The 24,312-nt window shown below is 35.9% G+C and carries 19 protein-coding genes; 4 read left to right on the plus strand and 15 right to left on the minus strand.

The annotated features are described in order from the left end of the window. Window positions 1–32: 32 nt before the first annotated feature. Window positions 33–926: an SMP-30/gluconolactonase/LRE family protein gene (locus FW781_RS14540; protein ID WP_149388087.1), complete on the minus strand. Its 894-nt coding sequence runs from the start codon at window positions 924–926 to the stop codon at window positions 33–35. 258 nt (window positions 927–1,184) lie between these two features. Here FW781_RS14540 and ccoG point away from each other — a divergent pair, with 258 nt between their 5' ends. Beyond that, window positions 1,185–2,627 carry a cytochrome c oxidase accessory protein CcoG gene (ccoG, locus tag FW781_RS14545; RefSeq protein ID WP_149388088.1) on the plus strand — a complete coding sequence of 481 codons (1,443 nt, stop codon included), beginning with the start codon at window positions 1,185–1,187 and terminating at the stop codon, window positions 2,625–2,627. 236 nt (window positions 2,628–2,863) lie between these two features. On the opposite strand, the gene FW781_RS14550 is transcribed toward ccoG, so the two are convergent. After that, window positions 2,864–3,745: an AraC family transcriptional regulator gene (locus FW781_RS14550; RefSeq protein WP_149388089.1), complete on the minus strand. Its 882-nt coding sequence runs from the start codon at window positions 3,743–3,745 to the stop codon at window positions 2,864–2,866. Window positions 3,746–3,951: 206 nt separating this feature from the next. Here FW781_RS14550 and FW781_RS14555 point away from each other — a divergent pair, with 206 nt between their 5' ends. Beyond that, the gene (locus tag FW781_RS14555) at window positions 3,952–4,296 is read left to right on the plus strand and encodes a MerR family transcriptional regulator (RefSeq protein ID WP_047383183.1); all 345 of its coding nucleotides are present in this window, start codon (window positions 3,952–3,954) and stop codon (window positions 4,294–4,296) included. Window positions 4,297–4,562: 266 nt separating this feature from the next. On the opposite strand, the gene FW781_RS14560 is transcribed toward FW781_RS14555, so the two are convergent. The 4 genes from FW781_RS14560 to FW781_RS14575 all read right to left on the minus strand — a co-directional run bounded on the left by FW781_RS14560 (window position 4,563) and on the right by FW781_RS14575 (window position 7,292). Next, window positions 4,563–4,955: a hypothetical protein gene (locus FW781_RS14560; RefSeq protein ID WP_149388090.1), complete on the minus strand. Its 393-nt coding sequence runs from the start codon at window positions 4,953–4,955 to the stop codon at window positions 4,563–4,565. A 16-nt stretch (window positions 4,956–4,971) separates the two neighbouring features. Next, on the minus strand, window positions 4,972–5,745 hold the full coding sequence (locus FW781_RS14565; RefSeq protein ID WP_149388091.1) for a hypothetical protein: 774 nt from the start codon (window positions 5,743–5,745) through the stop codon (window positions 4,972–4,974). 762 nt (window positions 5,746–6,507) lie between these two features. Continuing rightward, on the minus strand, window positions 6,508–6,936 hold the full coding sequence (locus FW781_RS14570) for a hypothetical protein (protein ID WP_149388092.1): 429 nt from the start codon (window positions 6,934–6,936) through the stop codon (window positions 6,508–6,510). A gap of 5 nt (window positions 6,937–6,941) precedes the next feature. Next, a complete protein-coding gene (locus tag FW781_RS14575) occupies window positions 6,942–7,292 on the minus strand; it encodes a hypothetical protein (RefSeq protein ID WP_149388093.1) in 351 nt (116 codons plus the stop codon). A 454-nt stretch (window positions 7,293–7,746) separates the two neighbouring features. Between FW781_RS14575 and FW781_RS14580 the strand changes: the two genes are divergently transcribed. Continuing rightward, window positions 7,747–9,009 (plus strand): helix-hairpin-helix domain-containing protein, encoded by a 1,263-nt coding sequence (locus FW781_RS14580; protein WP_149388094.1) that lies wholly within the window; start codon window positions 7,747–7,749, stop codon window positions 9,007–9,009. A gap of 86 nt (window positions 9,010–9,095) precedes the next feature. Here FW781_RS14580 and FW781_RS14585 read toward each other — a convergent pair whose 3' ends face one another. The 6 genes from FW781_RS14585 to FW781_RS14610 all read right to left on the minus strand — a co-directional run bounded on the left by FW781_RS14585 (window position 9,096) and on the right by FW781_RS14610 (window position 14,435). Then, complete coding sequence (locus FW781_RS14585; protein ID WP_149388095.1) at window positions 9,096–10,316, minus strand: YncE family protein; 1,221 nt, start codon at window positions 10,314–10,316, stop codon at window positions 9,096–9,098. A gap of 169 nt (window positions 10,317–10,485) precedes the next feature. After that, the gene (gene rluF, locus FW781_RS14590) at window positions 10,486–11,208 is read right to left on the minus strand and encodes a 23S rRNA pseudouridine(2604) synthase RluF (RefSeq protein ID WP_149388096.1); all 723 of its coding nucleotides are present in this window, start codon (window positions 11,206–11,208) and stop codon (window positions 10,486–10,488) included. Window positions 11,209–11,598: 390 nt separating this feature from the next. Then, a complete protein-coding gene (gene truB, locus FW781_RS14595) occupies window positions 11,599–12,297 on the minus strand; it encodes a tRNA pseudouridine(55) synthase TruB (RefSeq protein ID WP_149388097.1) in 699 nt (232 codons plus the stop codon). A 24-nt stretch (window positions 12,298–12,321) separates the two neighbouring features. After that, window positions 12,322–13,140 (minus strand): undecaprenyl-diphosphate phosphatase, encoded by an 819-nt coding sequence (locus FW781_RS14600; protein ID WP_149388098.1) that lies wholly within the window; start codon window positions 13,138–13,140, stop codon window positions 12,322–12,324. 96 nt (window positions 13,141–13,236) lie between these two features. Beyond that, complete coding sequence (locus FW781_RS14605; RefSeq protein ID WP_149388099.1) at window positions 13,237–13,533, minus strand: DUF3098 domain-containing protein; 297 nt, start codon at window positions 13,531–13,533, stop codon at window positions 13,237–13,239. Between the two features lie 2 nt (window positions 13,534–13,535). After that, window positions 13,536–14,435, minus strand: a complete 900-nt coding sequence (locus FW781_RS14610) for a cell division protein FtsX (protein WP_149388100.1) — start codon at window positions 14,433–14,435, stop codon at window positions 13,536–13,538. Between the two features lie 91 nt (window positions 14,436–14,526). Between FW781_RS14610 and rsmA the strand changes: the two genes are divergently transcribed. Continuing rightward, entirely contained in the window at window positions 14,527–15,297 is a 771-nt protein-coding gene (rsmA, locus tag FW781_RS14615; protein WP_149388101.1) for a 16S rRNA (adenine(1518)-N(6)/adenine(1519)-N(6))-dimethyltransferase RsmA, read from the plus strand. Window positions 15,298–15,426: 129 nt separating this feature from the next. Here rsmA and FW781_RS14620 read toward each other — a convergent pair whose 3' ends face one another. The 3 genes from FW781_RS14620 to FW781_RS14630 all read right to left on the minus strand — a co-directional run bounded on the left by FW781_RS14620 (window position 15,427) and on the right by FW781_RS14630 (window position 24,173). Next, window positions 15,427–17,784 (minus strand): choice-of-anchor L domain-containing protein, encoded by a 2,358-nt coding sequence (locus FW781_RS14620; protein ID WP_149388102.1) that lies wholly within the window; start codon window positions 17,782–17,784, stop codon window positions 15,427–15,429. A 275-nt stretch (window positions 17,785–18,059) separates the two neighbouring features. Continuing rightward, the gene (locus tag FW781_RS14625) at window positions 18,060–21,644 is read right to left on the minus strand and encodes a choice-of-anchor L domain-containing protein (protein ID WP_149388103.1); all 3,585 of its coding nucleotides are present in this window, start codon (window positions 21,642–21,644) and stop codon (window positions 18,060–18,062) included. A gap of 168 nt (window positions 21,645–21,812) precedes the next feature. After that, the gene (locus FW781_RS14630) at window positions 21,813–24,173 is read right to left on the minus strand and encodes a choice-of-anchor L domain-containing protein (RefSeq protein WP_149388104.1); all 2,361 of its coding nucleotides are present in this window, start codon (window positions 24,171–24,173) and stop codon (window positions 21,813–21,815) included. Window positions 24,174–24,312 lie beyond the last annotated feature (139 nt).

Raw genomic sequence — 24,312 nt, forward strand, 5'->3', positions numbered from 1 at the left:
ATCTTTTGTGTATCATAATGAAAATTCATTATTTATTTTATTCCTCTTACTCTGGTAGGAAAAGTATACACAGATTTTGACGCAGTAATGAAAAGTATGTCATTATTTTCTCCACCAAACGTTACATTGGAAGTCCACTTTTCAGGGATAGGAATATGGTAAATTTTCTTTCCGGACCGGTTAAAAATATGTACACCATCTCCAGTAAGATAAAGGTTTCCGTGCTTATCCAACACCATTCCGTCTGATCCCATTTCACAGAAAAGTCTTTTTTCAGACAATTTCCCTTCACCCAATATGTCATATACATAAGTTTTCCCGGCATCAATATCAGAAAGGTATAATTTTTTCAGTTTTTCACTACCTACAATTCCGTTCGGCTGAGTAAATGTATCCAGCTTGGTTACTTTCCCTGATTTATCCCTGTAATAAAGACTTTTGTGAGGTATTTCCTGTTTAAAACCGATCCAATAATCTCTTTCATACAATGGATCTGTAAAGTACATTCCTCCTGTGTTATCATTCCAAACATCGTTGGGACCATTCAACCTTTTACCTTCAAAGCCTTTAAGCAGAACTTCTACCTTTTTGTCTTTGGAGATTTTCCAGATTTCTCCCTGATCATCTGAACAGGTAATCAAATACCCGTCTTTATCAAAATGCGTCCCGTTAGCTCTTCCGGTCTTATTTAAAAACTCAATTACCTTGTTGCTTTTCCAGTCCCAATAATAAATCTTGTCATTGGGTTGATCGGTAAAGTAAACATTCCCCTCTTTATCTGCTGACGGTCCTTCTGTGAAACTGAACGTATCTGAAACCATTTCCGGCTGTACTCCTTCATAAAACATTTTACTATAATTTACTGATTGACAGTTTACCAATGCGAAAACCAAACCAATCATGCCTATTTTAAAGATATTCTTCATACTTCATTTTTTAAACCTGCAATTTACAATATGACCTACAGGTTTCAAAATATTTTCCCATTTTGATACAATAAAAACCGAAAAGACAAAATGTCCCAATTGTCCTATTTTTGAAGTAGATCATATTAGTAGTAAAAGGATATAATCCGGAGCTTTGCAGTAACAGAATCAATCACTTTTTTTAGTGAGAAAATCAATAAAAAAATGAAAGTAATTCTGATGAAAAATAGTACCAAAATACTTTTATAGCATACAATAATGAGCGCAGAGTCCAACAACATCAAGTCTTTGGAAATTGAAAGTGAAGATTTCAGAAATTCAGTGGGAACAATGGATGAAACCGGAAAAAGGAAGTGGATATTCCCCCGAAAACCTAAAGGAAAATACACCAACTACAGGAATTACACCAGCTATCTTCTTCTTGCCCTGTTTTTAGGACTGCCTTTTGTAAAGATCAATAATAATCCTTTTCTGCTCATCAATGTTATCGACAGAAAATTCTTTATTCTCGGGCAGCCTTTCTACCTGCAGGACTTTTTTATCCTCGCATTGGGAGCGGTAACTTCTGTCATTTTTGTGATGTTATTTACAGTAGTTTTCGGAAGGATATTCTGTGGCTGGCTTTGCCCTCAAACTCTTTTTATGGAAATGGTTTTCCGTAAAATAGAATATTGGATTGAAGGGGACCGAAATAAGCAGATGAAACTCGACAGACAGGAATGGGATGCTGAAAAAATAAGAAAGAGACTTACAAAATGGTCTGTATTTATTTTGATTTCCATGCTCTGCTCTACTTTCATGTTCATGTATATCGTAGGCTATGAACAGGTTTTCCAGATTATGCTGGAAGGACCTTCAGAACATCCTTTAAAGTTTATTACGATGATCTTTTTCACGATGACGTTCTATTTTGTTTTTGCATGGCTTCGTGAGCAGGTATGTACTTTGGTCTGCCCTTACGGAAGGCTTCAGGGAGTTCTGATTGATAAACAGACAATCAACGTATATTACGATTTTAAAAGAGGGGAAGGCCGTTCAAAATGGAGAAATAATGAAGACAGAAAAGCGGCTGGTAAAGGAGATTGTATTGATTGTAACCAATGCGTTGTTGTCTGTCCTACGGGAATTGACATCAGAAACGGGCAGCAATTGGAGTGTGTGAATTGTACAGCCTGTATTGATGCCTGTGATGAAGTGATGGAAAAGGTAGGTTTACCTAAAGGATTGGTACGTTATGCTACAGAATCAGAAATTGAAAATCAAGAAAAGTTCAGATTTACTCCGAGAATGAAAGCGACAACTGTTATTCTTGCATTGCTGATCGGATTCCTTGGATTCTTAATGTACGACCGTGGATCTATGGAAGCGAAATTTATCAAACCAGCAGGTTCTACATTTTTCGTTAAAAACGGTAAAATCACCAATACCTTTATTTATACCCTCCTGAATAAATCTAATGAGAAAAAGACCCTGAAGATTAAAGTTATCACTCCGGCACATGCTGAAATCACTTATTTCGGTTCTGAAACAATCATATTGAAAGGAGACCAGATCCTGAAAGGGAACATCAATATTTCTTTCCCTGAAGAAGACATTAAATTCTCAAAACAAAATATGGTCATCGGAGTTTTTGATGAAAAGGGAAAACTTGTAGACTCATTTGAAACGACGTTTGAAGGACCATTTAAATTAGCTTTGTAGGTGGCAGATGATAGGTTGCAGGGATTAGAGAAAATACTCTGTGAAATAGTAATGAAGGTTTATTGAAGTCAATGGTGAATTTTGCTTCGCAAGTGAATGGTGAATTTTTGGGTGGAAAGTCTAAAATCAAGAATCAAGATAGTGATAACTTAAATAGAACCAGCAGCAAAAAGAAACCCACAACAAAATAAACTTGCAAACGTAACATTAAACATTAAACTTGAACTTTAAACTCATTAAGCCTTATATTTCCTCATAAACTGAGTGGGAGTCATTCCGGAGTTTTTCCGGAATACTCTTACAAAGTAGGAATATTCTTCATATCCTAAACGGAAAGCTATTTCAACCAGGCTTTCATCCAGATACATCAACATTCTTTTGGCCTCCAGCACGACTCTTTCTGTAATAACATCTGTAGCTGTTTTTTGAACAACAGTCTGTGCAATTCTATTCAGATGTTTAGATGAAATCTTTAATAAAGAGGCATAATAGGCAATTGATTTATGCTCTGCAAAATGCTGTTCAATCAAATTTTCAAAATCCTGATAATGTTTAAAATAGGAAAGTCCGGCGGCAGAAGCCTGTGTATCAAAATCTTTTGAAAATAATCTGGTGGAATTAATAAAGATCTGGGACATCAATGACAGAATAAGGCCTTCTTTCATTATATTTTTAGCCTGATGTTCTTCTCCAAGTTCCCGAAATAAAGTTATATTTTTCTTCAGCTCCAAAGCATCCAGCTGAAGTTTTCTAGGAAAAGACACCGATCCGAAAAAGGGAAAGTTTCTCAGTTTCTGATTCACATAATGCATTTCATAGAATTCCTGAGAGCAAAAGAAAATATAGCCTTCTATATCTTCTGAAAGTTCCCAGCTGTGAATCTGCCCCGGTGACAGAAAGAAAAGACTTCCTTCTGAAACATCATACTTCTGAAAATCAATTTCATGTACCCCTACTCCTTTGGTAAAAAGAACAGCAGCATAGAAATCATGTCTGTGTGGCTTTTCTATATGACGATGTCCCACCACCAAATGATTCTTCATTGTGTTAAAATAAAAATCTGAAGTATTTTTACCTGCCTGGAAAAGATCAATATGAAGAACAGAGATCGGATTCATCACTTATATTTATATACTTTGTAAGGATTCACAAATGTAGACAAAAAAGGACCAGTAATACCGATCTTTCTTATCCGTTACAAATTAATGTATGTTAATTCATGATAATGTTTACTGCTGGATAATTAAAGTCAGACCGTACTTTTTCCAATATATTTGGATACAACTTTAAAAAATTTTTATCTTTGAAGTTTAGGAGTCGTAAAATGAAAATAAATTTAGCTGATAAACTGTATTATTCTATAGGAGAAGTGGCAAAAGCATTCGATGTAAACACCTCATTAATACGTTACTGGGAACAAGAGTTTCCTATTATCAAGCCTAAAAAAAACAGAAAAGGCAACCGATATTTCACTCCTGAAGACATCAAAAACCTTCAGATGATCTACCATCTGGTAAAAGAAAAAGGATACACCCTGGACGGAGCCAGAATCGCCCTGACCACAAACAGTAAAATCTCCGAAACCATCACCCTTATTGACCGACTTGAGTTTGTAAAAGCTGAGCTTATTAAGCTGAAAGAGTCTTTGGGAGAAAGGGAGGAAGAATAGTTTTATACAATATATTAAACTCCGCTGCAATTAATTGCAGCGGAGTTTTTGTTTATAATCTCTACTACTCATCGAATCTGGATAAGCTCTATGAAAAAAATTGCTTTGTATAAATCTATGTAATGGTGAGTAAACTGGAGAAATTGCTTGATAAATAAGGGATTTTATAAAATATTTTTTAGAATAAAGAACAAAACCACAGCTTGTGCAGTGGTTTTGTTTTATTTGTGGACACGAGCGAAGCGCTCGTACCAGCAACGTACTATCTAATGTATTACTTTATTTATTAATTTTTTTCTTAATAATTGTGTTATTAGAAAAGCTATTATAGCAACTATAAAAATACTTCGCTGTTTTTCATATATGATCGCCCAGTATATAAAAGGAATGCTAATTATAGCCCATTCAAATAATAGCTTTAAAGTAAGTTTATCCTGATTAGGAATTATCAGTATTAAATCTAAAATAATAAGTGCTAATATAAAGCCTGCCCAAAACATTAGGCCATATAAGAGGATTAAAAATATTGCAGCAAATATTGATTGAAAAAAATTTCTTGTAACACCATCATCAACAGTAAAATTAAAAATGATGGAATAAATTAAGAGGAATATAAAAACACCCAATATATTTATCCAATTTGTTCGTAGTATTTTCATTGTATTTTTTTGTTTATTATCTTACCATTTCAAACTCTAATGACCCTGGTTCTAGAATAGGAACTCTTTCAACAGCTGGTTGCGAAGTCATTGTTTTATTCCAATCACCAACAGAGTATGTTTTATCCCCTTTTTGCACTCCTGTAAATACACCATTCTTGTCCATTGTTACAGTAAAATTGTTACTCATCATTGGTTTACTGCCACCTCCTGGTAAACTAGTATAAGGATTCCCTATGGCAGGACTAACACCTATCATCAATTGATTCCCAGCTGTATCACCAATCATTGTCTCTACTGAAGGAAATCCATCTCCTGTTTGAGTAACGTTAACACCTAAAGTTCCTGCATTCTTATTCTCTGTTAAACTAAAATTAGTTTTTACATCAATATCAGGAGAACCCGGGACTAATGGATTGTGCCCCGCCATCGTAGATGTCCAAGAAGTTGTAGTACTTCCATCTTTATTTGAATTATATACAGCATTTGTAATTGTACCGCGGTCATCTGTTGCTGTTGCAGAGCCAAACAAAAAATGAGTAAAAGGGCTGGAAGTAGCTCCATAGTTAGTGTAAGTATGATTATCGGTATTCATTACATAGCTATGTGATAATCTAGATGTAACAGATTGAGAAGTAGAAAACCCTCTGTTATCACCCCAAAACCATCCTCCAAAAGACTCAAATGGAGCAAAAGAACGTGTAGTTACAGGATATGGCCACATTCCATCTAGATCGATAAATCGAATTGGATTGTTAAATGCATAATTATACGGACTATGTCTTGTCATTTTCTCCGCCAACGGATCCACCACAGATTCGGCATATAGAATCTTGCTTCATAATCATAAATATCAGTCTCTTGGAGTTCCTTTCGATTGTACTCGTAATATAGGTTATTTCATAAAAGATGAGATAACTTATTATCTATTACACAAAAAATTCAAGGGAAAATTAGTTTTTTAAAATTAAGTAACAATTTCTATTTTGAAAATTTATTAATTTTTTCCTTTTTATCATAAAATTCTTTATTTCTTTATGAGTAACACTATCTTTAGTGAACTATTATATTGTGAAATTAAACTTAAAGTATCATTTTTTACTATCAAAATTCCAGATAACTTCTCAACAGAACTTGGGTATATTAGAACAAATCTTTTGTTTTTTTTAATTAATAAAAGATTTAAAGGAGCATCTGTAGGATAGCATTTATTCTCGTACCTCCCAATTTTAAATCTAGGATTGCAACTCAATAGAAAAAGATACAAAAAAAATATTAAAGTATTTTTCATTTTTTATAATATGTTTAACCATTAAGACTAAAGCTCTCCTTGCTGGCGCGAGCGTCTTGCTCATGTTCCTCTCAATCATTAAGTTTATATATCTATTCTCAAAATTCGATTGCAGATTAAGATTCTATAATTGAAGCAAAATTCATTTTTCTTCAAAGTTTAAAAGTAGTAAAACCTATATTATAAACAACCCTCGCAATTTGCGGGGGTTGTTATTTATCTGTCACACGATAAAATCGGGATAGAGTATTATAATTTTATTTATCTTAAACGCTTCCAATTGTTAGTAAACACTATTACATATTTATTACTTTCATAGGCAGGTTTTGATATGTAAATAAGTTTGTATTTACTTAATTCTTTCTTTTTAATAAAAATTTTCCTGCTGTTTTTAAAATCTAAAATTATATCCTCATTATTCGGAAATAATTGTATGGATGTTAGTTCTAATTGAGGACGAGAATCAAGTAGTACTTTTTTTATGATTTCACTCTTACTATTCTTAATTATGAGGCTATCTTTGCTAAAAGTTTCCATAAAAAGAATTGCAGTATTATTTTCATTTAAATCAAATTTTTCCGTAAGAATATCTAATGATTTGCTCTTAACAAGATCACCTCTTTCATACTGTTTTTTTACATTGCAGCTTAAAATTATTGACATTGTAATTAGTGCTAAAATTATTCTCATAATTACTACTGATTTTGATTAATAATTTGGTTTACAACTTGTTTTCTCTGCTCAGGAGTGACATGTGTATTAGCACTTTCATAGCCTTTATTCATAGAGTTTTTATTGTCACGACTTTGTTCTTGATAGAGCTTGCTCTTTCGGTCGGTTAATCTATCTGTATGTTTTTGTCCTGCAGTATGCAAATCTTCATGAGCTCCTGCTGCTGCAACTTTCTTTCTTTCACTAGAATCATTAAATTTATTAACTTCATTTTCAAAAAGAGTGTTTCCTAAGTTAATTTGAGTTCTATTATTTTTAGTATCTCCTATCTTATCAGTCAAACCAGCTGCGGTTTGATCAATTAGTTTCGCCATATCAACTTCATTTGCATTCCTGGGCAGAGATTCCCAAGACCGTACATAAGGTGAATGCACCAGTATAGATTTTTTTCATTCCAATGTTGTTTTCTGAGTTAGTAATTAGTTTCTTAAAACTTCGCAAATTTAACACTTTTTAAGATATGAAAATCACTTTCATGTGGTATCCTGTAAATCATACTATTTATTGTTAAATTCGTTTTATTTATATTGATATTTTCATTTTCCTGGTGCAAAATTATCTCCGGATAACGACAAAACTTGTCGCATTAAAAACAAAAAAACAGATAAACATTAATCAAAAACACTCGCTCTCAATTACGAAAACATATCATATAAAATATCAAATTCCTATTTGCTTTTTTAAGCATTAAATACAATCTGCATATCATCTTTAATCATTTCATTATCAACCATTGACACACCTTATTTTTATTGATATTTTTACTGTATGATGAGAAAAAACTATTACCGAAAATTGGCATTCATGGTCACATTGCTGACTATTTTATTGGCCTATCAGAAATACACCAGCCGGGAAAAAGAACCTTTTCCTGAGGTAAAGTTCATTACAAGTCATTCAAATTCTGCAGACCTCTCAAATTTTGATCCCAATACGCTGGACAAAGAGCAATGGCAGAAGCTTGGATTTTCAGAGAAACAGACTGCTACAATTATGAAATATAAAGATATTGTAGGAGGAAAGTTTATATCAAAAGAACAGTTGAAAAAATGTTACGCGATTTCTGAGGAGAAGTTCAGCGAATTGAAATCATTCATTTTACTTCCTGAAAAAACAGAGGGAGGAAATTCAAAAGAATTCAAAACATATGGAAAGAAAGAAATTATTATTTCAGGGAAATTCAATCCTGATCAGTTTTCTGCCAATGACTGGCTCAAAATGGGTTTCAGCGAAAAACAGGCAGAAGCTATTTTAAAATACAGGAATTATCTGGGAGGAAGCTTTATCAGCAAGGAGAAGTTTAAAGAATGTTTTATCATTTCTCCGGAAAATTACAACAAACTTGAACCTTATTTGATACTGCCCACGAAAACTCCCACAACTTTCAAAAATTTAGCACAGAATAATGCTGTCAAGACTAAGATGCAATACCATTATTTTGATCCCAATCAGCTGGATTTTGAGGGGTGGAAAGCCATTGGGTTTTCAGAAAAACAAGCCGTTACTATTATTAATTATAAGGATAGAAATCTACGGGGAAGTTTTAAAAGTCTGGAAGACCTGCAAAAGTGCTTTGTGATCTCTGCTGAGAAATTTCAGGAAATGAAACCTTATATCAAGCTTCAGGAAAAGCAACAGGAAAAAACAGATTTTTCAAAAACGGATCTCAACACCATTACTTTCAGACAGCTTATAGAGTTTGGTCTGGATGAAAGAAGCGCCGGCTCTATCATTGGCTTCAGAAAAAAATTAGGGGGCTTTATTAATAAGCAACAGATTTTAAGTACTTACAATATTGATCAGGATCTTGTTCAAAAGCTGATTTCAACAGCACCACTGAATCCTTCAGAGGTGCCCAGATATTCATTAGTGGATGCACCTGAAGAATGGCTTAAAAATCATCCCTATTTCAAATATTCTGCAGACAAAATCATTTTTTACCGGATCAGTAATCCTGATGATAGAAAAATATGGAAACTTTTAAAACTGAAACCTGAGTATGAAGAAAGAATGAGATTATATATAAAATAACTTAAGTCCAGATAAAAAAATAATCTAAACTGTTCCAAAATATTATTTTGGAACAGTTTAGATTATATGAAACAAAATTCTAAATTTTAATGATGCATATAATTGCTCGGGCCATTGGTTCCTTCAATGGATTCCGGCAGTATTCCATAACGGTTGCGTAAGTCAACTGTACCTAACGTTTTTCCTGTGTTGATATCAATTACACTAATGGTTCCGGAGTTCAAATTAGGGAGATCCAATAAATTATTCTGTACTGCTACAACTTCTTTTCCTGATTTGGTTTTAAAGAAAGCCATATGATGTGCCCCTTTATCAGCATCAAAAGTCTTCAAAAGTTTTAGCTGTGGAAGATTACTTAAATCAAAGACAAGTACTTTTCCAGGATCTGCAAAACTCACATATAATTTATTTGAATCATCAATATACATTTCGAGAGCCCAGCCTAATCCTTGCGAACTCCCGTCAAAAAGTTTAGTAAAAGCATCATACTTTTTCGTTGCAGGATTGTATGGAGCAATCCAGATATCACCCCCGATCATTGTTGTAGAAAGTGCATATTGCGGAAATTTCCCACGCAGCAGTAAAACCTCAACAGGAGCTGACATATCTGTTGGAGTGTCTGCTACCCGATACGTCTCCTTTATCTCGTAGGTATTGAGATCCAATAAAGTACAGGTATTTCCCAATCCGGTAGTAAGATCCGGGTGGATGGTGGAGGTGACCATCATTAATCCTTTTTCTTCATTAATTGAAATACCATGCGGATACATTATAAATTGATTGGGATTAGCCTGAATGGGTGCTTTAATTGTTTTGATAAGCTGATTATTATTAGCATTAAAAACACCTATACTGCCATCCTTCGGACCTCCTGCTCCCCCCATAAAGGTCATAAAATATCTTCCGTCATTTGTGAAAAATAAATTTTCTCCTACTGTATTCTCACCGGTATCAATAGGCGTTGCATCAATTAATTTTGGCAGCCCATTTTGGTCTTTTCCCGTTTGTATCTCATAGAGATAACTGCCGCCCAAAGCAGTAGTGAACATCTTGTTTGCATTCTGATTGTAATAGATATGATGTGGCAATACACCAACACCAAGTTCAAGCCTGCTGCTTATATTTCCAAAATTCGGGGCTTCGGGATCAAGTTCGATAACGGCAATTCCGTCTGACAATCCTTTTAAGCTTCTATAATCAATGTAAAAAGAAGAATCATTTGAATGATTAGGATCGTGTTCATTTAGACAACTGGTAAAAATTACCAAAGTCACAAATAAAAAAACTCCATTAAGATTTAATTTCATTATTTTCAGGTTATAGTTGTTATTATTATAAATATAAAATATTTTTCTTGAAAAATAAAATATATTACACTAATATGTGAAAAATTATGAAATAAAAAAAGTTAATACTTTTTCCAATAATTGATATTGGAAAGTATAGAAAGGAAACCTTTAAAGTATAGTATAAATCTTAGTTGAATGTTTTACTGGAATCTGTAAGCATAGAATTCAATGCATTCAGTTCATCTTCTGTAAGATCTCTCCATTTTCCAATCGGGAGATCTAGTTTGATGTTCATGATACGAATCCGCTTCAGTTTTTTCACTTCATATCCCAGATATTCGCACATTCTTCGAATTTGTCTGTTGAGTCCCTGGGTAAGAACAATTCTGAAATTCATATCATCAATCTTTTCTACCTCACATTTTTTTGTTACGGTATCCAGAATAGGAACTCCATTTCGCATTTTTTCCAAAAATCTTGGATTGATCGGCTTATCTACACGGACTATATATTCTTTCTCGTGATTGTTGCGGGCTCTCAGAATTTTATTGACGATATCCCCATCACTTGTCAGTAAAATCAATCCCTCACTTGGTTTATCCAATCTTCCGATAGGAAAAATTCTTTTCGGGTGGTTGATGTAATCTACAATATTATTTTTTTCTCGTTTTGTATCTGTAGTACATACAATTCCTACCGGTTTATTAAAAGCAATATATACCGGCTTTTCCTGAGGTTCCCTGATAGGTTTTCCATCTACCTCTACAAGATCTTCATCGGAAACTTTTGTTCCCATTTCCGGAATTTTTCCGTTTATTTTGATCCTGCCCTCTTCTAAAAGTTTATCTGCTGCTCTTCTTGAACAGTACCCTACTTCTGATAAATATTTATTGATACGCGTTTTTTCCATTAGTTTTCTCCGTAACCGGTATAATTTTTATTGCTGAAAATTGTAATTCCATCGCTTAAGACTATAAAGCCAACTCTGGATTTTGGGAAATTGTGGATTCTAAAATACATCTGCTTTCCTGATTTATTCTTTCCGAAGAAAAAACTAATTTCTTAGTTTTATTCATCAAAAGTCATCACTGAAACTTGTAGAATAGTCAGCTTTCGCCAGAACAAAAAGTAAACTTGAACTGCATTACCCAAGCCAACAAATACTATTATTACCTATAAAACAATATTACAATCCTGTTTCCAGTGCAAAATTAGGCAAAAAAATAAATCTGCCTACTACTGTAATTCAGCAGTTAACTTTATTATGTAAAATAGGAAAGAAATAAAAACCCTCTTATTTTTATAAATCCTCGAACCTATATTCGTTATTTAAAAACAGATCAGTAGCATTTTCAATAGCATAGTCACCGATTTTGGTACGCCTTAATTGAGTCAGATAGGCTCCCACTCCCAGTTCCTGCCCGATATCATGTGCAAGACTTCTGATGTAGGTTCCTTTTGAACAGCCTACCATGAAGCTTACTAAAGGAAAGTCTATTTTAATATCTTTAATGTAATGAATGGTCGTCTTTCTGGCCTTCATTTCCACTTCTTCTCCAGCTCTTGCAAGATTGTAAGCTCTTTCACCATCAATTTTAATGGCTGAATAAATAGGTGGCTTCTGTTCAATTTCGCCAACAAATTTTTCAAGAGCTTCCTGTACCTGTTCTTCGGAAATATGAGCAATATCCTGATGAAGAATTTCAGGCTTTTCAGTATCGTAGGATTCTGTCTGTACTCCGATCTTAATCTCCGTCCAGTATTCTTTGGGAGCATCCTGGATTTCCGGAATTTTCTTGGTGAATTTTCCACAGCATACAATAAGAAGTCCTGTTGCTCTGGGATCTAAAGTCCCTGCATGCCCGATTTTAAATTTTTTAGGAAGGTCAAACTCCCTTTTAAGTTTGTATTTCATTTTATTGACAGCCTGGAAGGAAGTCCAGTCCAAAGGCTTATCCAATAAAAAAACGTATCCTGATTTCAGTTCTTCAGCAGTCATGAATGGGTATAAATGAGTAACTTCTTATTTAAAGAAATAAAAATAAATCAACAGGGCAATTCCAACAAAAATACGGTACCAGCCCCAAGGTTTAAATCCGTATTTATTAAGTACTCCAATGAACGCTTTGATCGCAATAAGTGCAACAATAAACGCAACAATATTTCCGATTACAAAGATCATAATGTGATCCTGTGAAGCCATAATCATTTCATATCCTTTCTGTGGGTTGGCCGTTTCTTTTCCCCATGTTTTAACAAAAACTGAGTACACAGTTACTGCAAGCATCGTAGGTACAGCAAGAAAGAAAGAGAATTCTGCAGCCGCTTTTCTGGTAAGTCCCTGTGCCATTCCTCCAATGATAGAAGCCGCACTACGGCTCGTACCCGGCATCATCGCAAGACATTGCCAAAAACCAATGGTTACTGCATTTCTTACAGTAATTCCTTTCTCATCATCAATTTTAGGATTTTTAAACCATTTGTCAGCAAACAGTAGAACAACACCTCCTAAAACCAAAACTGAAGAAATAGCGATCTGATTTCCAAGTATAGCTTCAATCTTATCATCGAATAAATATCCCAGAACCAAAGCTGGAACTACAGCAAAAGCGAGTTTAAAATAGAACTGAATATTATTTAAGTCAAAAAACTTTTTCCAGTATGCCACTACCACCGATAAAATAGCTCCAAACTGAATGGATACTTGAAACATTTTTAAAAATTCTGTTTCTTCAAGCCCCATAAGGTTGGCCGTAAATCCCATGTGTGCAGTAGAAGAAATCGGAAGATATTCTGTCAACCCTTCTACGATGGCAATAATAATTGCTTTGATTAAATCCATATTCTTTTAAAAAATTAAAAGATTAAGAGATCCGGAAATTCAGAATACATCATTCTCAATTTCTTAATCTCTTAATCTCAAAATATAAAAATTTATTTATTTTCTTTTTAAGATAGCGTATACTTCTATTACAAATCCTATAACGACAAACAGTGGTGCTATCCTGATTCTTCTCAGAGAAAAGATATCATCATTCCATGAGTTCGGGTCAAATTTACCATCTACCGTATTGGCATCCGGGCCCATCATCAGTAGAAATCCTACGACAATAAATGCCAGTCCTATCAGCATCCACTTGAAATTCTGCGGTCCGAAATAGAAAGCGTTTTCCTGTGGTACTTCAGCTTCATGTCCAAAGTCTGAAGCGGAAAATTTATTTGTTTTTTTGCTCATTGTTAAGAGTAATATAAATCGTCAACGTTTGATTTCAAGAATCTCCATGTAGCGAAAATTGTACTTAAGACAGAGATAAAAACTCCTACTCCCAATACTAAAATCACTAACCAGAAGTACTGGTTATTATCCTGTACGAAAGCAGAACCAATCTGGCTTGTGAAATAATACCAGACACCACCTAAAGCAATAAGACCAATTACAGAACCAATAGCTCCTAAAATGATAGCTTCTATGATGAAAGGCTTAAGGATAAATCTTCTTTTCGCTCCTACCAACTGCATTGTTTTAATAATAAATCTCTTCGAGAATATTTTCAGACGGATAGAGTTGTTGATCAATACAACCGCCAATACCAGAAACAGAATTGAAAATCCAAAGATCCATTTTAAGATTCTGCTCAGATTATTGTAAACATCTACCATTAAAGTACTGTCATTTTTAACATCGATAATCCCGGGAACTGATTTGATCTCTTTAATAGCTTCATCAATTTTTGCCGGATCTACGAATTCTGGTTTTAAAGCAACTTCAATAGACGAAGGAAAAATATTTTCTTCGAACAATGCATCACTGTCAATCCCCATACTTTTCTTAGCTTCTATTGCAGCCATGCTTCTGGAAATATAGGTTGCTTTTTTTACTGGAGCTAGTGTCTGTACCTTTTTAAAAGTTTCTTCCTCCAGTTTTGCAATTTTTACAGAATCTTTAGCATCATAATTTTCATCAAAGTAGGCGTTCACCACCAATTGTTCTTTGATATAGTCAGAATATTTCTGGGCATTAATCAAAATAAGCCCCATTAATCCTAACAAAAATAACACTAAGGCAATACTTATCACTACTGTAATATTGCTGGACCGAAGCCTTTTCTTATTAAATTCATCTACAGATTTAGCCATTAATATTAAAATTTTTGGCTAAAATAGAAAAAAACTTCCGAAATTTGGGACGAAATAAAGAAAATCATTGTTAATAAAATCATAAAAAACCTTGAGTGTAAAAGCAAAAAAACATCTTGGACAGCACTTCCTGACAGATGAAAACATCGCAAGAAAAATCGTAGAAGGTCTTAGTTTTGAGAACTATAATAATATTATGGAAGTGGGGCCCGGAATGGGAGTTCTTACCAAATATCTTCTTGAAAAGGATCAGAACATTTATCTTGCAGAGATCGATACAGAGTCTATCGAATACCTGAAAAAAAATTATACAAAGGTTACTGAAGAGACTTTTGTGGGAGATTTCCTGAAACAGGACTTCAGTTTTATCAAAGATGATCAGATTGCTATCATTGGTAACTTCCCATATAATATATCATCACAGATCTTGTTTCAGATTGTAGATCATTATCAACTGATCCCGGAAATGGTAGGAATGTTCCAGAAAGAGGTGGCTGAGAGAACGGCTGCCGTTCCGAGAACTAAAGATTACGGTATTCTTTCTGTCCTGATACAGGCTTATTATGATGTATCTTACATGTTTACGGTACATGAAAACGTCTTCAATCCACCACCAAAAGTAAAATCAGGAGTAATTCGTCTTACGAGAAATCCTAAGGAAGGTCTTTCGGGCAACGAAATTCTCTTTAAGCAGATTGTAAAAACAGGATTCAACCAAAGAAGAAAAAAATTATCTAATGCACTGAAATCCTTAACTATTCCTGAAGCTTTAAAAGGCCATGAGTTTTTGGATAAAAGAGCGGAAGAACTGAGTGTATCAGATTTCATACACTTCGCCAATCTCTGGAAAGAAAATCAATAAACTTCAATAATACAAGCTTCTGATAAAGGAGCTTTTTTTTGAATTAGTCACGACAACCTTTATTCCTAAAAAGCAGAAAGCCTTTCAAAATACATTTGAAAGGCTTTCTTTTATATTACATTATCAATTCTAATTTCTGTTTTTCAGCATGATCCATCCTGACCAGTTCATCTGAGCTTTTGATTTTGGATACTCAAAATTGAACTTATACCAGTATGTTGCTGTAGGAAGTCTCTTACCTCCAACTGTTCCGTCCCAGATAGGGTTCTCTTTTGAGAATCTGAACATCTCTACTCCATATCTGTCATACACAGAACCTGTAAAGTTTTTAAACTCTCCAAGAGCTTTAAGATCCAGAACATCATTGATTCCGTCTTCGTTCGGAGTAATAATGTTGTTGATCTGCAATGTAAAGAATTCAAGAGATCCTACACAATGTGTACCCACTCTTCTTACCAAAACGGTATAATTTGTATTGTCTAAAAGATTAGTAAACACGTTTGAATCCTGCCAGCTGATTCCATTATCAATAGAATATTCCAAAGTACTTGGCATATTGTTCATCGGAGGATTTTCAGCTGTTATTGTTACTGTTTTCTTGATGCTTTCATAGTTTAATCCGGTCACAAAAGGAGTAGCTGCACCCATTACTTTAGCCTCAAAAACTTTCTTACAAATTCCGTTATCAATTTCTACGGAATAGATCCCCCACTGGTCTACCTCAATTTTCTGTGTTGTAGCACCTGTACTCCAAAGGTATTTAAAGCCATCTCCTGCACCTGCATCAAGAGTCACTTTATCACCGATACACATTTCAACATCTTTTAATGGTGAAGTGATTTCAGGAGTAACCTCGATTCTTATTGTTGCCGGGTTAAGAGATTTACAACCTTTTGTTCCAATGGCATATACTGTAAATGTTGTTGTCTGATATAAAGTAACAGTCTGTATATTTCCTGTTCCCATGAAGTTGCTCCATTCGTAAGTATCTCCTCCTTCAGCAGTAAGGGTTACAGATTCTCCCGGACAGATTTTTATTCTGGAAGCTTTTACCTTAGCAGTTGGAGTTACTTCTTTCAGTAGTTTCAATTCAACCATTTTACTACAGAAACCACCATTGGAAACTACAACATAGAGAATCTGGCCATCGTTACCGTTATAGTTTAACGGAGTCTGAATATAATTATCATTCTGCGCTATTGCATCCGCCTGATCCACGTAGAACTTAAAAATAGCTCCCGGTGTCGGGCTGATGGTAGATGTAATTGTACTTAAGTCAAAAGTGGTAATATCCGGTGTGGTGCAAAGCAGCAATGTAGCATCCTGAGCCAGCGGAGTTGTTCCCCCATGAATCTGAATACTGGCTTTACCCGGACATGGATTCCCCGGAACACTTACTTCGATAGTATAAGTACCCGGCTGTATAGCCGTAATTGTGTTGGTAGTAGCATTAGGTACCGGTGCACCATTATAATACCATTGGTATACAAGGTTAGGGTCATTTACAGAAGCAGTGATTACCTGAGGTACATTATCACAAACGTTGATATCAGAAGGTAATTTTGTTCCTGCAGGGTCTAAAAGGTCTACTCCAATATTGAAAGATCCTCCTTCCAGAAATACTGCAGAGTCATAGCTGTGGTCACTATAATCGGCAATTACCATTTTGAAATGGTATTGCTGTCCTGCTACTACGGTTGCTGTAGCTGTCAACGGAATTGTTCTTCCGTTAAAATTGGTTTCCACATTACCGGTGTTATATCCGGCAAAATATTGTTCATTTACAGCACCACAACTGCCTGGTACTGCAGGGTGAATATTGGTAATACTTACAGGTCCTGCTCCACCGGGAAGCACAGCCATATTCACATAAGGTCCGCCTGAAGTAGGTCTCAATAAGATCGCAAATGCATCTGCAAAGGTACAAGGAAATGAACCTGTGTATTCTTCGGATGCAATCAGATAGTTAAATTTAATCTGACTTGTTGTAGGTACGAAATCAAATTCCAAAAGAACAGCGTCATTCAATCTACTTTCCACAACTCCAATCACCTGTGCAAGATCAGCATCCGATCCTCCACCGTTGACATCACTCAGCCCCCCTTCAAAACTGTTTCCTGCTCTTCTGGCATAACCTGTAGAGAGAACGAGTCCGTCTTTAAAAGGGAAATTGGTTGTTGCTTTATGAAAATACCCCCATGCTCTGTCTGCATCACTTGCAGCATGATTCGGAGTGATCTTCACATTAGTTACATTCGGGGTCAGGCAGGTATTGGTCCCGGATGAGATCAATACATCTTTTACCATCTTCTCTATCGTGTAACTTGTTTCAGGATACTGCGGAGCATTCACGTCAATAAAAACTCCTGCCCTTCTGGATAATGCTGTAGGAATTTCCTTTACTTGTTTCCTGGGTGGCAGATCTTGTGAAAATAAAAAAGTCGAGATGACTAAAAAAAATAAACAAAGCGGTAGATATCTTCTCATAATATTTTTGTTTCAACAAATTTAATTTTTTTTTAAATATCTCACATACATATTTATATTTTTTACCATAAAAAAACAAAATAAGAACCTCTTAAAGTAAACTTTCGTTAATTAGCTCCTTATAAAGAATGTGGTAGTATCGTGTTACAAATCGTTTTAACATATTTATTCTCTCATGAAAATAATTCACAAAACGTGATAACATTTACAGCATAAAGCAACAAAATCTTTCATTGCTGAAAGATTTTGTTGCTTATTTTTTATTTTAATAAATTTTAGTTTCTGTTTTTTAAAAGAATCCAGCCTGAGCGTTGTTCCATTTTCTTACTGGCCGGGTTTTCCCACTGTACTCTATACCAATAGGTCCCTGTAGAAAGGTTGATTCCTTTTAAAGATCCAGTCCAGATAACATCTCCTTTCGCAGCTTTGAATACCTCGGCACCATATCTGTCAAAAATAGAAGCTGCAAAATCTTTGTATCCGCTGATTCCTGTGAAATCTATCGTATCATTTACACCATCCATATTAGGAGTAATAGCATTGCTGATAACGAATGTAAAGTAATCCAGTGAAGTACCGCATTTGGCACCTTTTACCCTTACCATAAGAGAATACATTGTATTGTTCAGGATACCGGTAAATATATTCGACGTCTGCCACGTCAGTCCTCCATCTATTGAATATTCTAAAGTACCTCCTGTTGGATTGCTTGCCGTAAGGGTAAGAATATGATTATCATATACTACATTGGTAAACTGTGGCAGGTCAGGATTAATCAGCTGAGCAGAGAACGTCTTGGAACAAACTCCATTACTGATGATCACAGAATAAGTGCCGGCAACATTAGTTGTTATTGTCTGAGTGGTTGCTCCTGTATTCCATAAGTAAGTATAGTTTGGTCCAGGGCCTGCATCAAGGGTAGCTTTATCTCCGGCACAAGCAAATACATCCTTCAATGTAGAAACAATTGCAGGAACTACTTCAATAGTAACTTTAGCCGGATTCACAGAGCTACATCCGTTTCCTCCCAATGCGAATACCGAATATTCTGTTGTTGTGGTAGGCGTAACAATCTGCGTATTTCCATTTCCGGTAAGCCCTATCCAGTTATAAGTAATTCCTCCTGTAGCCGTTAATGTCACAGATTCGCCTTCGCAAATTTTTAATTTGGATGCTGTAAGTCCTGCTATAGGTGGGCCTACCTGAACAGTGACTGTTGCTGGTGTTGCAGAAATACATCCGTTAGCTCCAACAGCAAAAACGGTATATACTGTAGTTGTAGTAGGTGAAACTACCTGAGTACTTCCGTTTCCGGTAAGACCGTTGCCCCAGTTATAGGTTACCCCTCCCGAAGCTGTTAATGTTACAGATTCTCCTATACAAATACGAGGTACTGACGAAACAAGAGCAGCAACCGGTTGTACTTTATCCTCCTGTACTGTTACGGTTGAAGTATAGGTACAGCTCAGGTTTCCTGGTTGTGATACGTTAGTAACCGTTAAAGTATATGTTCCACCAGCGCTTACAACAGGCGTAAGTGTAGTTCCTCCAGACACAATAGTTCCTCCGGTTGTTGTCCAAGCAATAGTAGATCCTGCAGGTACTACAGATGCTGAAGCGTTGAGTGTAATCTGAGGAGTTGTACAGGTAATTGTTTGCGGCGCTGCGATTGTAAGGGTTGTTTGAGCGGTGCTTAATAATTGCAGAGACACTACATAGCTACAACCTCCGTTACTTGCCAATACATAAATAGTCTGGCTTCCTCCCGGTGGTGTATATGTTGTAGGTGTTGCAATAAAGTTTCCGTTAGCAGCATTGGCATCAGCCTGATTGACATAGTAAGTAAAAGTAACTCCTCCTGCTGTTGTGATCTGAGGCTGAGCTTCTGTAAGATTATAAGTTAATCCTGGCTGATAACATTTATGTAATGTTGCATTTTGTGCCGTAAAAGGTTCTGATACTTCAATTGTTATAGTAGCCGGGTTTTGAGAGACACAACCATTAGCACCTACAGCTGTTACAGTATAAGTAGTGGTAACCGTAGGAGAAACAACCTGTGTACTGCCGTTTCCGGTAAGACCATTACCCCAATTATAGGTAGCACCTCCTGATGCGGTAAGTGTTGTTGATTGACCTTTACAGATTTTTATTTTGCTTGCGGTAAGTCCTGTAACCGGTGGAGCACTGTTTCCTGTTACTGTCACATTACCCACTGCTGTACAGCTAATATTACCTGGCTGATAAACTTTTGTTATTGTTAAAGTATAAGTTCCGGCAGCATTGATAACAGGATTTAGAGTTGTAGCACCCGAAACAATATTTCCGCCGGTAGTTGTCCAGTTGAATGTAGCACCTGTAGGATAAACGGAAGCTGATGCATCCAGTGTAGTCTGAGAATTGGCACATGTTAATACTATCGGCGGAGCAATAGTAGGTGTCATCTGTGGTGCTTTTACCAATTGAAGCTGTGCAACCTTCGCACAAGGGCCGTTTGCTACTCGTACATATACTGTTCCGCCTGCACTCTGGTAAGTTGTAGGAGTTGGAATTGTATTGGTATTTCCTGCATTAGCATCTGCCAAAGTAGCATAATATGAAAACACAGCTCCTGGAGTAGTACTTATTGAAGCCTGTGCTGAAGGTAAATTAAATGTAGCATTTCCGGCAGCATAACAGGCCGTTAAAGTAGCATTCTGTACCGTAGGAGATGTTCCTCCCACTACTGTAATGGTAGCCTCTCCCGGGCAGGTATTCCCCTGAATATAAACCTTAACAGTATAAACTCCTGGTGCTGTTGCCGTATAACTTGCATTGGTAGCTCCAGCAATCGGATTGGTTCCCAAATACCACTGATAGGTTATGTTAGGTCCCTGAACAGAAGCTGTAAAAGTCTGCGGTGTATTATCGCACATATTTACAGATCCCGGAAGCTGTACCCCTGCGGGGTCCAGAATTTTCACTCCAATATCGAAAGACCCTGCTTCCAAAAATACGGCAGAATCAAAATTGGGATCCTGATAGTCGGCAAGAACAATTTTAAAATGGTAGGTTTCCCCTGGAATTACAGTTGCTTTTGCTGTCAGAGGAATGGTACGCCCATTGAAATTGGTTTCAATCTGAGCGGTATTGGTACCTCCGTAATAGGCTTCATTTTTAGGCCCGCAGTTTTGATACTGAGGATGTATATTGGTAACACTTACAGCTCCTGCTCCTCCCGGAAGCACTGCAAGATTGGTATAATTAGGATCAGATGCTTTTTTTAATAATAGGGCGAAACCATCTGTAATCGTACACGGAAAGTTTTGCTGGTATTCTTTAGAAGCAAATAAATATCTGAAAGTAATTTCAGTAGAAGCAGCTACAAAGTCAAACTCTATAGACGTAGCATTGGTTAGGTTATTATTACCGATTCCCAAAGCGTTCGCCAGATCTACATCTCCTCCGGTTCCAAGGTCATCACTTAAAGTTCCCTGAAGAGTATTCCCTGCTTTATTGGCATATCCGGTAGAAAGTATAATTCCTTTACTAAACGGAAAATTGGTATTTGATTTATTAAAATATCCCCAGCTTCGGTTCTGATTGGAAGCAGGTAAATTGGGAGACACTGTTACATTGCTTACACTTGAACTGGTACAGGTAGTACCTCCTGATATAAGAACATCATTGATAAGCTGGGTTATAGGATAGCCTGATTCCGGGTAACTTGGTGCATTCACATCTATAAAAGCACCCGCTCTCAAGGAAGCAGCACTCGGTTTTCTAGCAATTTCTACCCTTCCTCTATTTTGAGCCAAAATAAAGTTGCCTATGAAAACTAAAAATAACGCTAAAAATAAATTTCCTCTCCTCCTATTTAACATTTTATATTATTTTAAACAAAAATACTATTTTTTTTAATTGAAATTCAAGTTAACACAATTTACATTATTACTAACGCAAATTTATTTATGTTAGGATATCAACTCTATTTATTTTAATATAATAAAAAAAGACTGACAAAATAGCCAGTCTTTCGATTATAGTTTTAATTATTCTATATTTTTAAGTAATATCCATCCTGTTTTCACTGTAAGTTCTTTACTCGCAGGATCTTCAAAGGTTATCTGATACCAGTACGTAGAGGTAGGAAGTTTTTTTCCCTGGAAATATCCATCCCAATATGGATTGATCTTCGCTGCTTTGAACACTTCTCTTCCATATCGGTCGAAAACCTGTCCGCTGAAATTTTTATAATTAATCACTCCACTGAAATCAATAGTATCATTAAGGTTATCACCATTTGGAGTGATCACATTTTTCATAACGAATGTAAAGAATTCAAGGAAACCTACACAGCTTGTAAATTTAACCCTAACTCTGATTGAAATGATTTTATTTTTAGGAACATTAGTAAATACATTTGAAGACTGCCAGGTAACTCCGTTATCCACTGAATATTCCAGGATACCGTTACTTGGATTGCTTGCTGTAACAATCATTGTTCCATTTTCATTATAATCCACTTTTATTACTTCAGGAATTACTGCCTTGATAACTTCTGTTTTAAATTCTTTTGAGCACACTCCGTTGCTTATCATTACTGAATATTCTCCCGGAGTTGAAACAGTAATACTCTGACCTGTTTCACCATTACTCCATTGATAGGTATATCCAGGTCCTGAACCTGCATCAAGAATAATTTTATCTCCCTGACAGATGTGACCACCTTTTAAGTTTGAAACAATAGCCGGTACTACTTCTATTGTAATACGTGCGGGCTGAAGAGATATACATCCCTGTGCTCCGATAGCATATACCGTATATGTAGTAGTTTGGGTAGGGCTTACAGTTCTTATTCCGCCAGTGGTAGCTGCTGAGTCACTCCATTGATATGTTACTCCACCTGAAGCTGTTAATAATACAGATTCACCTGCACAGATTTTTAATCTAGGAGCTGTAACTAATGCTGTTGGAGTTTCTTCTTTTCTTAAGGTTAAAGTTGCAATTTTACTACAGAAAGCTCCATTGGAAACCAGTACATATAATATCTGTCCGTCTGTACCGTTGTAAGTTGTCAGATTGGTGATATAACTGTTATTTTGTGCCTGTGCATCAGCCTGATTGGCATAAAAACGGAATACCGCTCCCTGCGTTGTACTGATCAGAGGTTTTGCTGTTTCTAAATTAAAGGTACTGAGCGCAGGTGTTGTACATAGCTTAAGTTCAGCATTCTGTACGGTAGGGCTCGTTCCTCCGACAATGGTAATAGTCGCTTCACCAGGACACTGATTGCCCGGAACCATTACTTTTACAGTATATACTCCTGGCGCTGTAGCAATATAAATAGCGCTGGTTGCTCCCGGAATGGCAACTCCATCTTTATACCATTGATAAGTCATTCCCGGAATGGCTGCTACCTGTGCTTTCAATTGCTTTGGGGTATTGTCACACATGTTGATGCTGCCTGGTAAAACTGCTCCGGCTTCATCTACGATTTTAATTCCGACATCAAAAGATCCACCCTCCAGGAATACCGCAGAGTCATGGGAAGGATCCTTTGCATCTGCCAATACCATTTTAAAATGATAGGTTTGCCCCGGAATTACATCTGCCACCGCTGTTAAAGGAGTTGTTCTCCCAAAATAATTAATAACCAGATGCGGATTCGCCAAAGCTCCAAAATAAGTTGCATTGATAGGGCCACAACTGAATCCGTTTCCTGCAGGAACAATATTAGTTGCACTTACAGGTCCAGCTCCGCCGGGAAGTACAGCCAGATTAGTATAAGTAGGGTCTCCAACTTTCTTTAATAATAAAGCAAAAGCGTCAGAATATCCCGTACAAGGATAATTGGAAGTATATTCATCAGAAACGAATATATAATTAAATTTCACCTGATTGGAATTGGGTACAAAATCAAATTCAAGTGCTACAGCATCCGTTAAGCTGACATTAGCTCCGGTAGCTGCCACAAGATCAGCATCACTTCCCGTTCCTACGGATTGTCCAACAGCTGATACATAGTCATTACCAGCCTCTGAAGCATATCCTGTAGTCAGGACAATACCATCAGTAAAAGGGAAACTTGTTGTCCCTTTATGAAAATATCCCCAAAACCTGTTGCTGTTAGTCACCTCATGATTAGGAGATACTGTAACATTGGTAACATTGGCTGTTGTACAATTGGTACCACCATTGATCAAAATATTTTTCACCAATTGCTCGGGGGTATAGTTTGAAGGCACATACGGAGGTACATTCACATCAATGAACGCTCCAGCTCTAAGACTGGCAGCAGAAGGCTTTATCTTTTCTGATTTTCTGACTGGTCTCGTTTGAGAAAATGCAGAAACAGAAATCAATAAAAAAGAAAAAAGGAAAAAATAGTTTTTTAGTCTATAGATTAACATTTTAGTTTCATTTGTTCAAATGTAGCAAAAATAATAATAACAAATCAGCCTTCAACGTTACTATTTTTCAAATAAACATCTACATTCATAATATTTTTTTCTTATTGTTACATTTTCCGTAAATCATTTTAGAACAAAA

It is taken from the genome of Chryseobacterium panacisoli (assembly GCF_008274625.1).
Classification (GTDB): domain Bacteria; phylum Bacteroidota; class Bacteroidia; order Flavobacteriales; family Weeksellaceae; genus Chryseobacterium; species Chryseobacterium panacisoli.

Coding starts and splice junctions, on each gene's coding strand:
- FW781_RS14540 (WP_149388087.1), bottom strand. CDS start 926: ATGAAGAATATCTTTAAAATAGGCATGATTGGTTTGGTTTTCGCATTG.
- ccoG (WP_149388088.1), top strand. CDS start 1,185: ATGAGCGCAGAGTCCAACAACATCAAGTCTTTGGAAATTGAAAGTGAA.
- FW781_RS14550 (WP_149388089.1), bottom strand. CDS start 3,745: ATGAATCCGATCTCTGTTCTTCATATTGATCTTTTCCAGGCAGGTAAA.
- FW781_RS14555 (WP_047383183.1), top strand. CDS start 3,952: ATGAAAATAAATTTAGCTGATAAACTGTATTATTCTATAGGAGAAGTG.
- FW781_RS14560 (WP_149388090.1), bottom strand. CDS start 4,955: ATGAAAATACTACGAACAAATTGGATAAATATATTGGGTGTTTTTATA.
- FW781_RS14565 (WP_149388091.1), bottom strand. CDS start 5,745: ATGACAAGACATAGTCCGTATAATTATGCATTTAACAATCCAATTCGA.
- FW781_RS14570 (WP_149388092.1), bottom strand. CDS start 6,936: ATGAGAATAATTTTAGCACTAATTACAATGTCAATAATTTTAAGCTGC.
- FW781_RS14575 (WP_149388093.1), bottom strand. CDS start 7,292: ATGGCGAAACTAATTGATCAAACCGCAGCTGGTTTGACTGATAAGATA.
- FW781_RS14580 (WP_149388094.1), top strand. CDS start 7,747: ATGATGAGAAAAAACTATTACCGAAAATTGGCATTCATGGTCACATTG.
- FW781_RS14585 (WP_149388095.1), bottom strand. CDS start 10,316: ATGAAATTAAATCTTAATGGAGTTTTTTTATTTGTGACTTTGGTAATT.
- rluF (WP_149388096.1), bottom strand. CDS start 11,208: ATGGAAAAAACGCGTATCAATAAATATTTATCAGAAGTAGGGTACTGT.
- truB (WP_149388097.1), bottom strand. CDS start 12,297: ATGACTGCTGAAGAACTGAAATCAGGATACGTTTTTTTATTGGATAAG.
- FW781_RS14600 (WP_149388098.1), bottom strand. CDS start 13,140: ATGGATTTAATCAAAGCAATTATTATTGCCATCGTAGAAGGGTTGACA.
- FW781_RS14605 (WP_149388099.1), bottom strand. CDS start 13,533: ATGAGCAAAAAAACAAATAAATTTTCCGCTTCAGACTTTGGACATGAA.
- FW781_RS14610 (WP_149388100.1), bottom strand. CDS start 14,435: ATGGCTAAATCTGTAGATGAATTTAATAAGAAAAGGCTTCGGTCCAGC.
- FW781_RS14620 (WP_149388102.1), bottom strand. CDS start 17,784: ATGAGAAGATATCTACCGCTTTGTTTATTTTTTTTAGTCATCTCGACT.
- FW781_RS14625 (WP_149388103.1), bottom strand. CDS start 21,644: ATGTTAAATAGGAGGAGAGGAAATTTATTTTTAGCGTTATTTTTAGTT.
- FW781_RS14630 (WP_149388104.1), bottom strand. CDS start 24,173: ATGTTAATCTATAGACTAAAAAACTATTTTTTCCTTTTTTCTTTTTTA.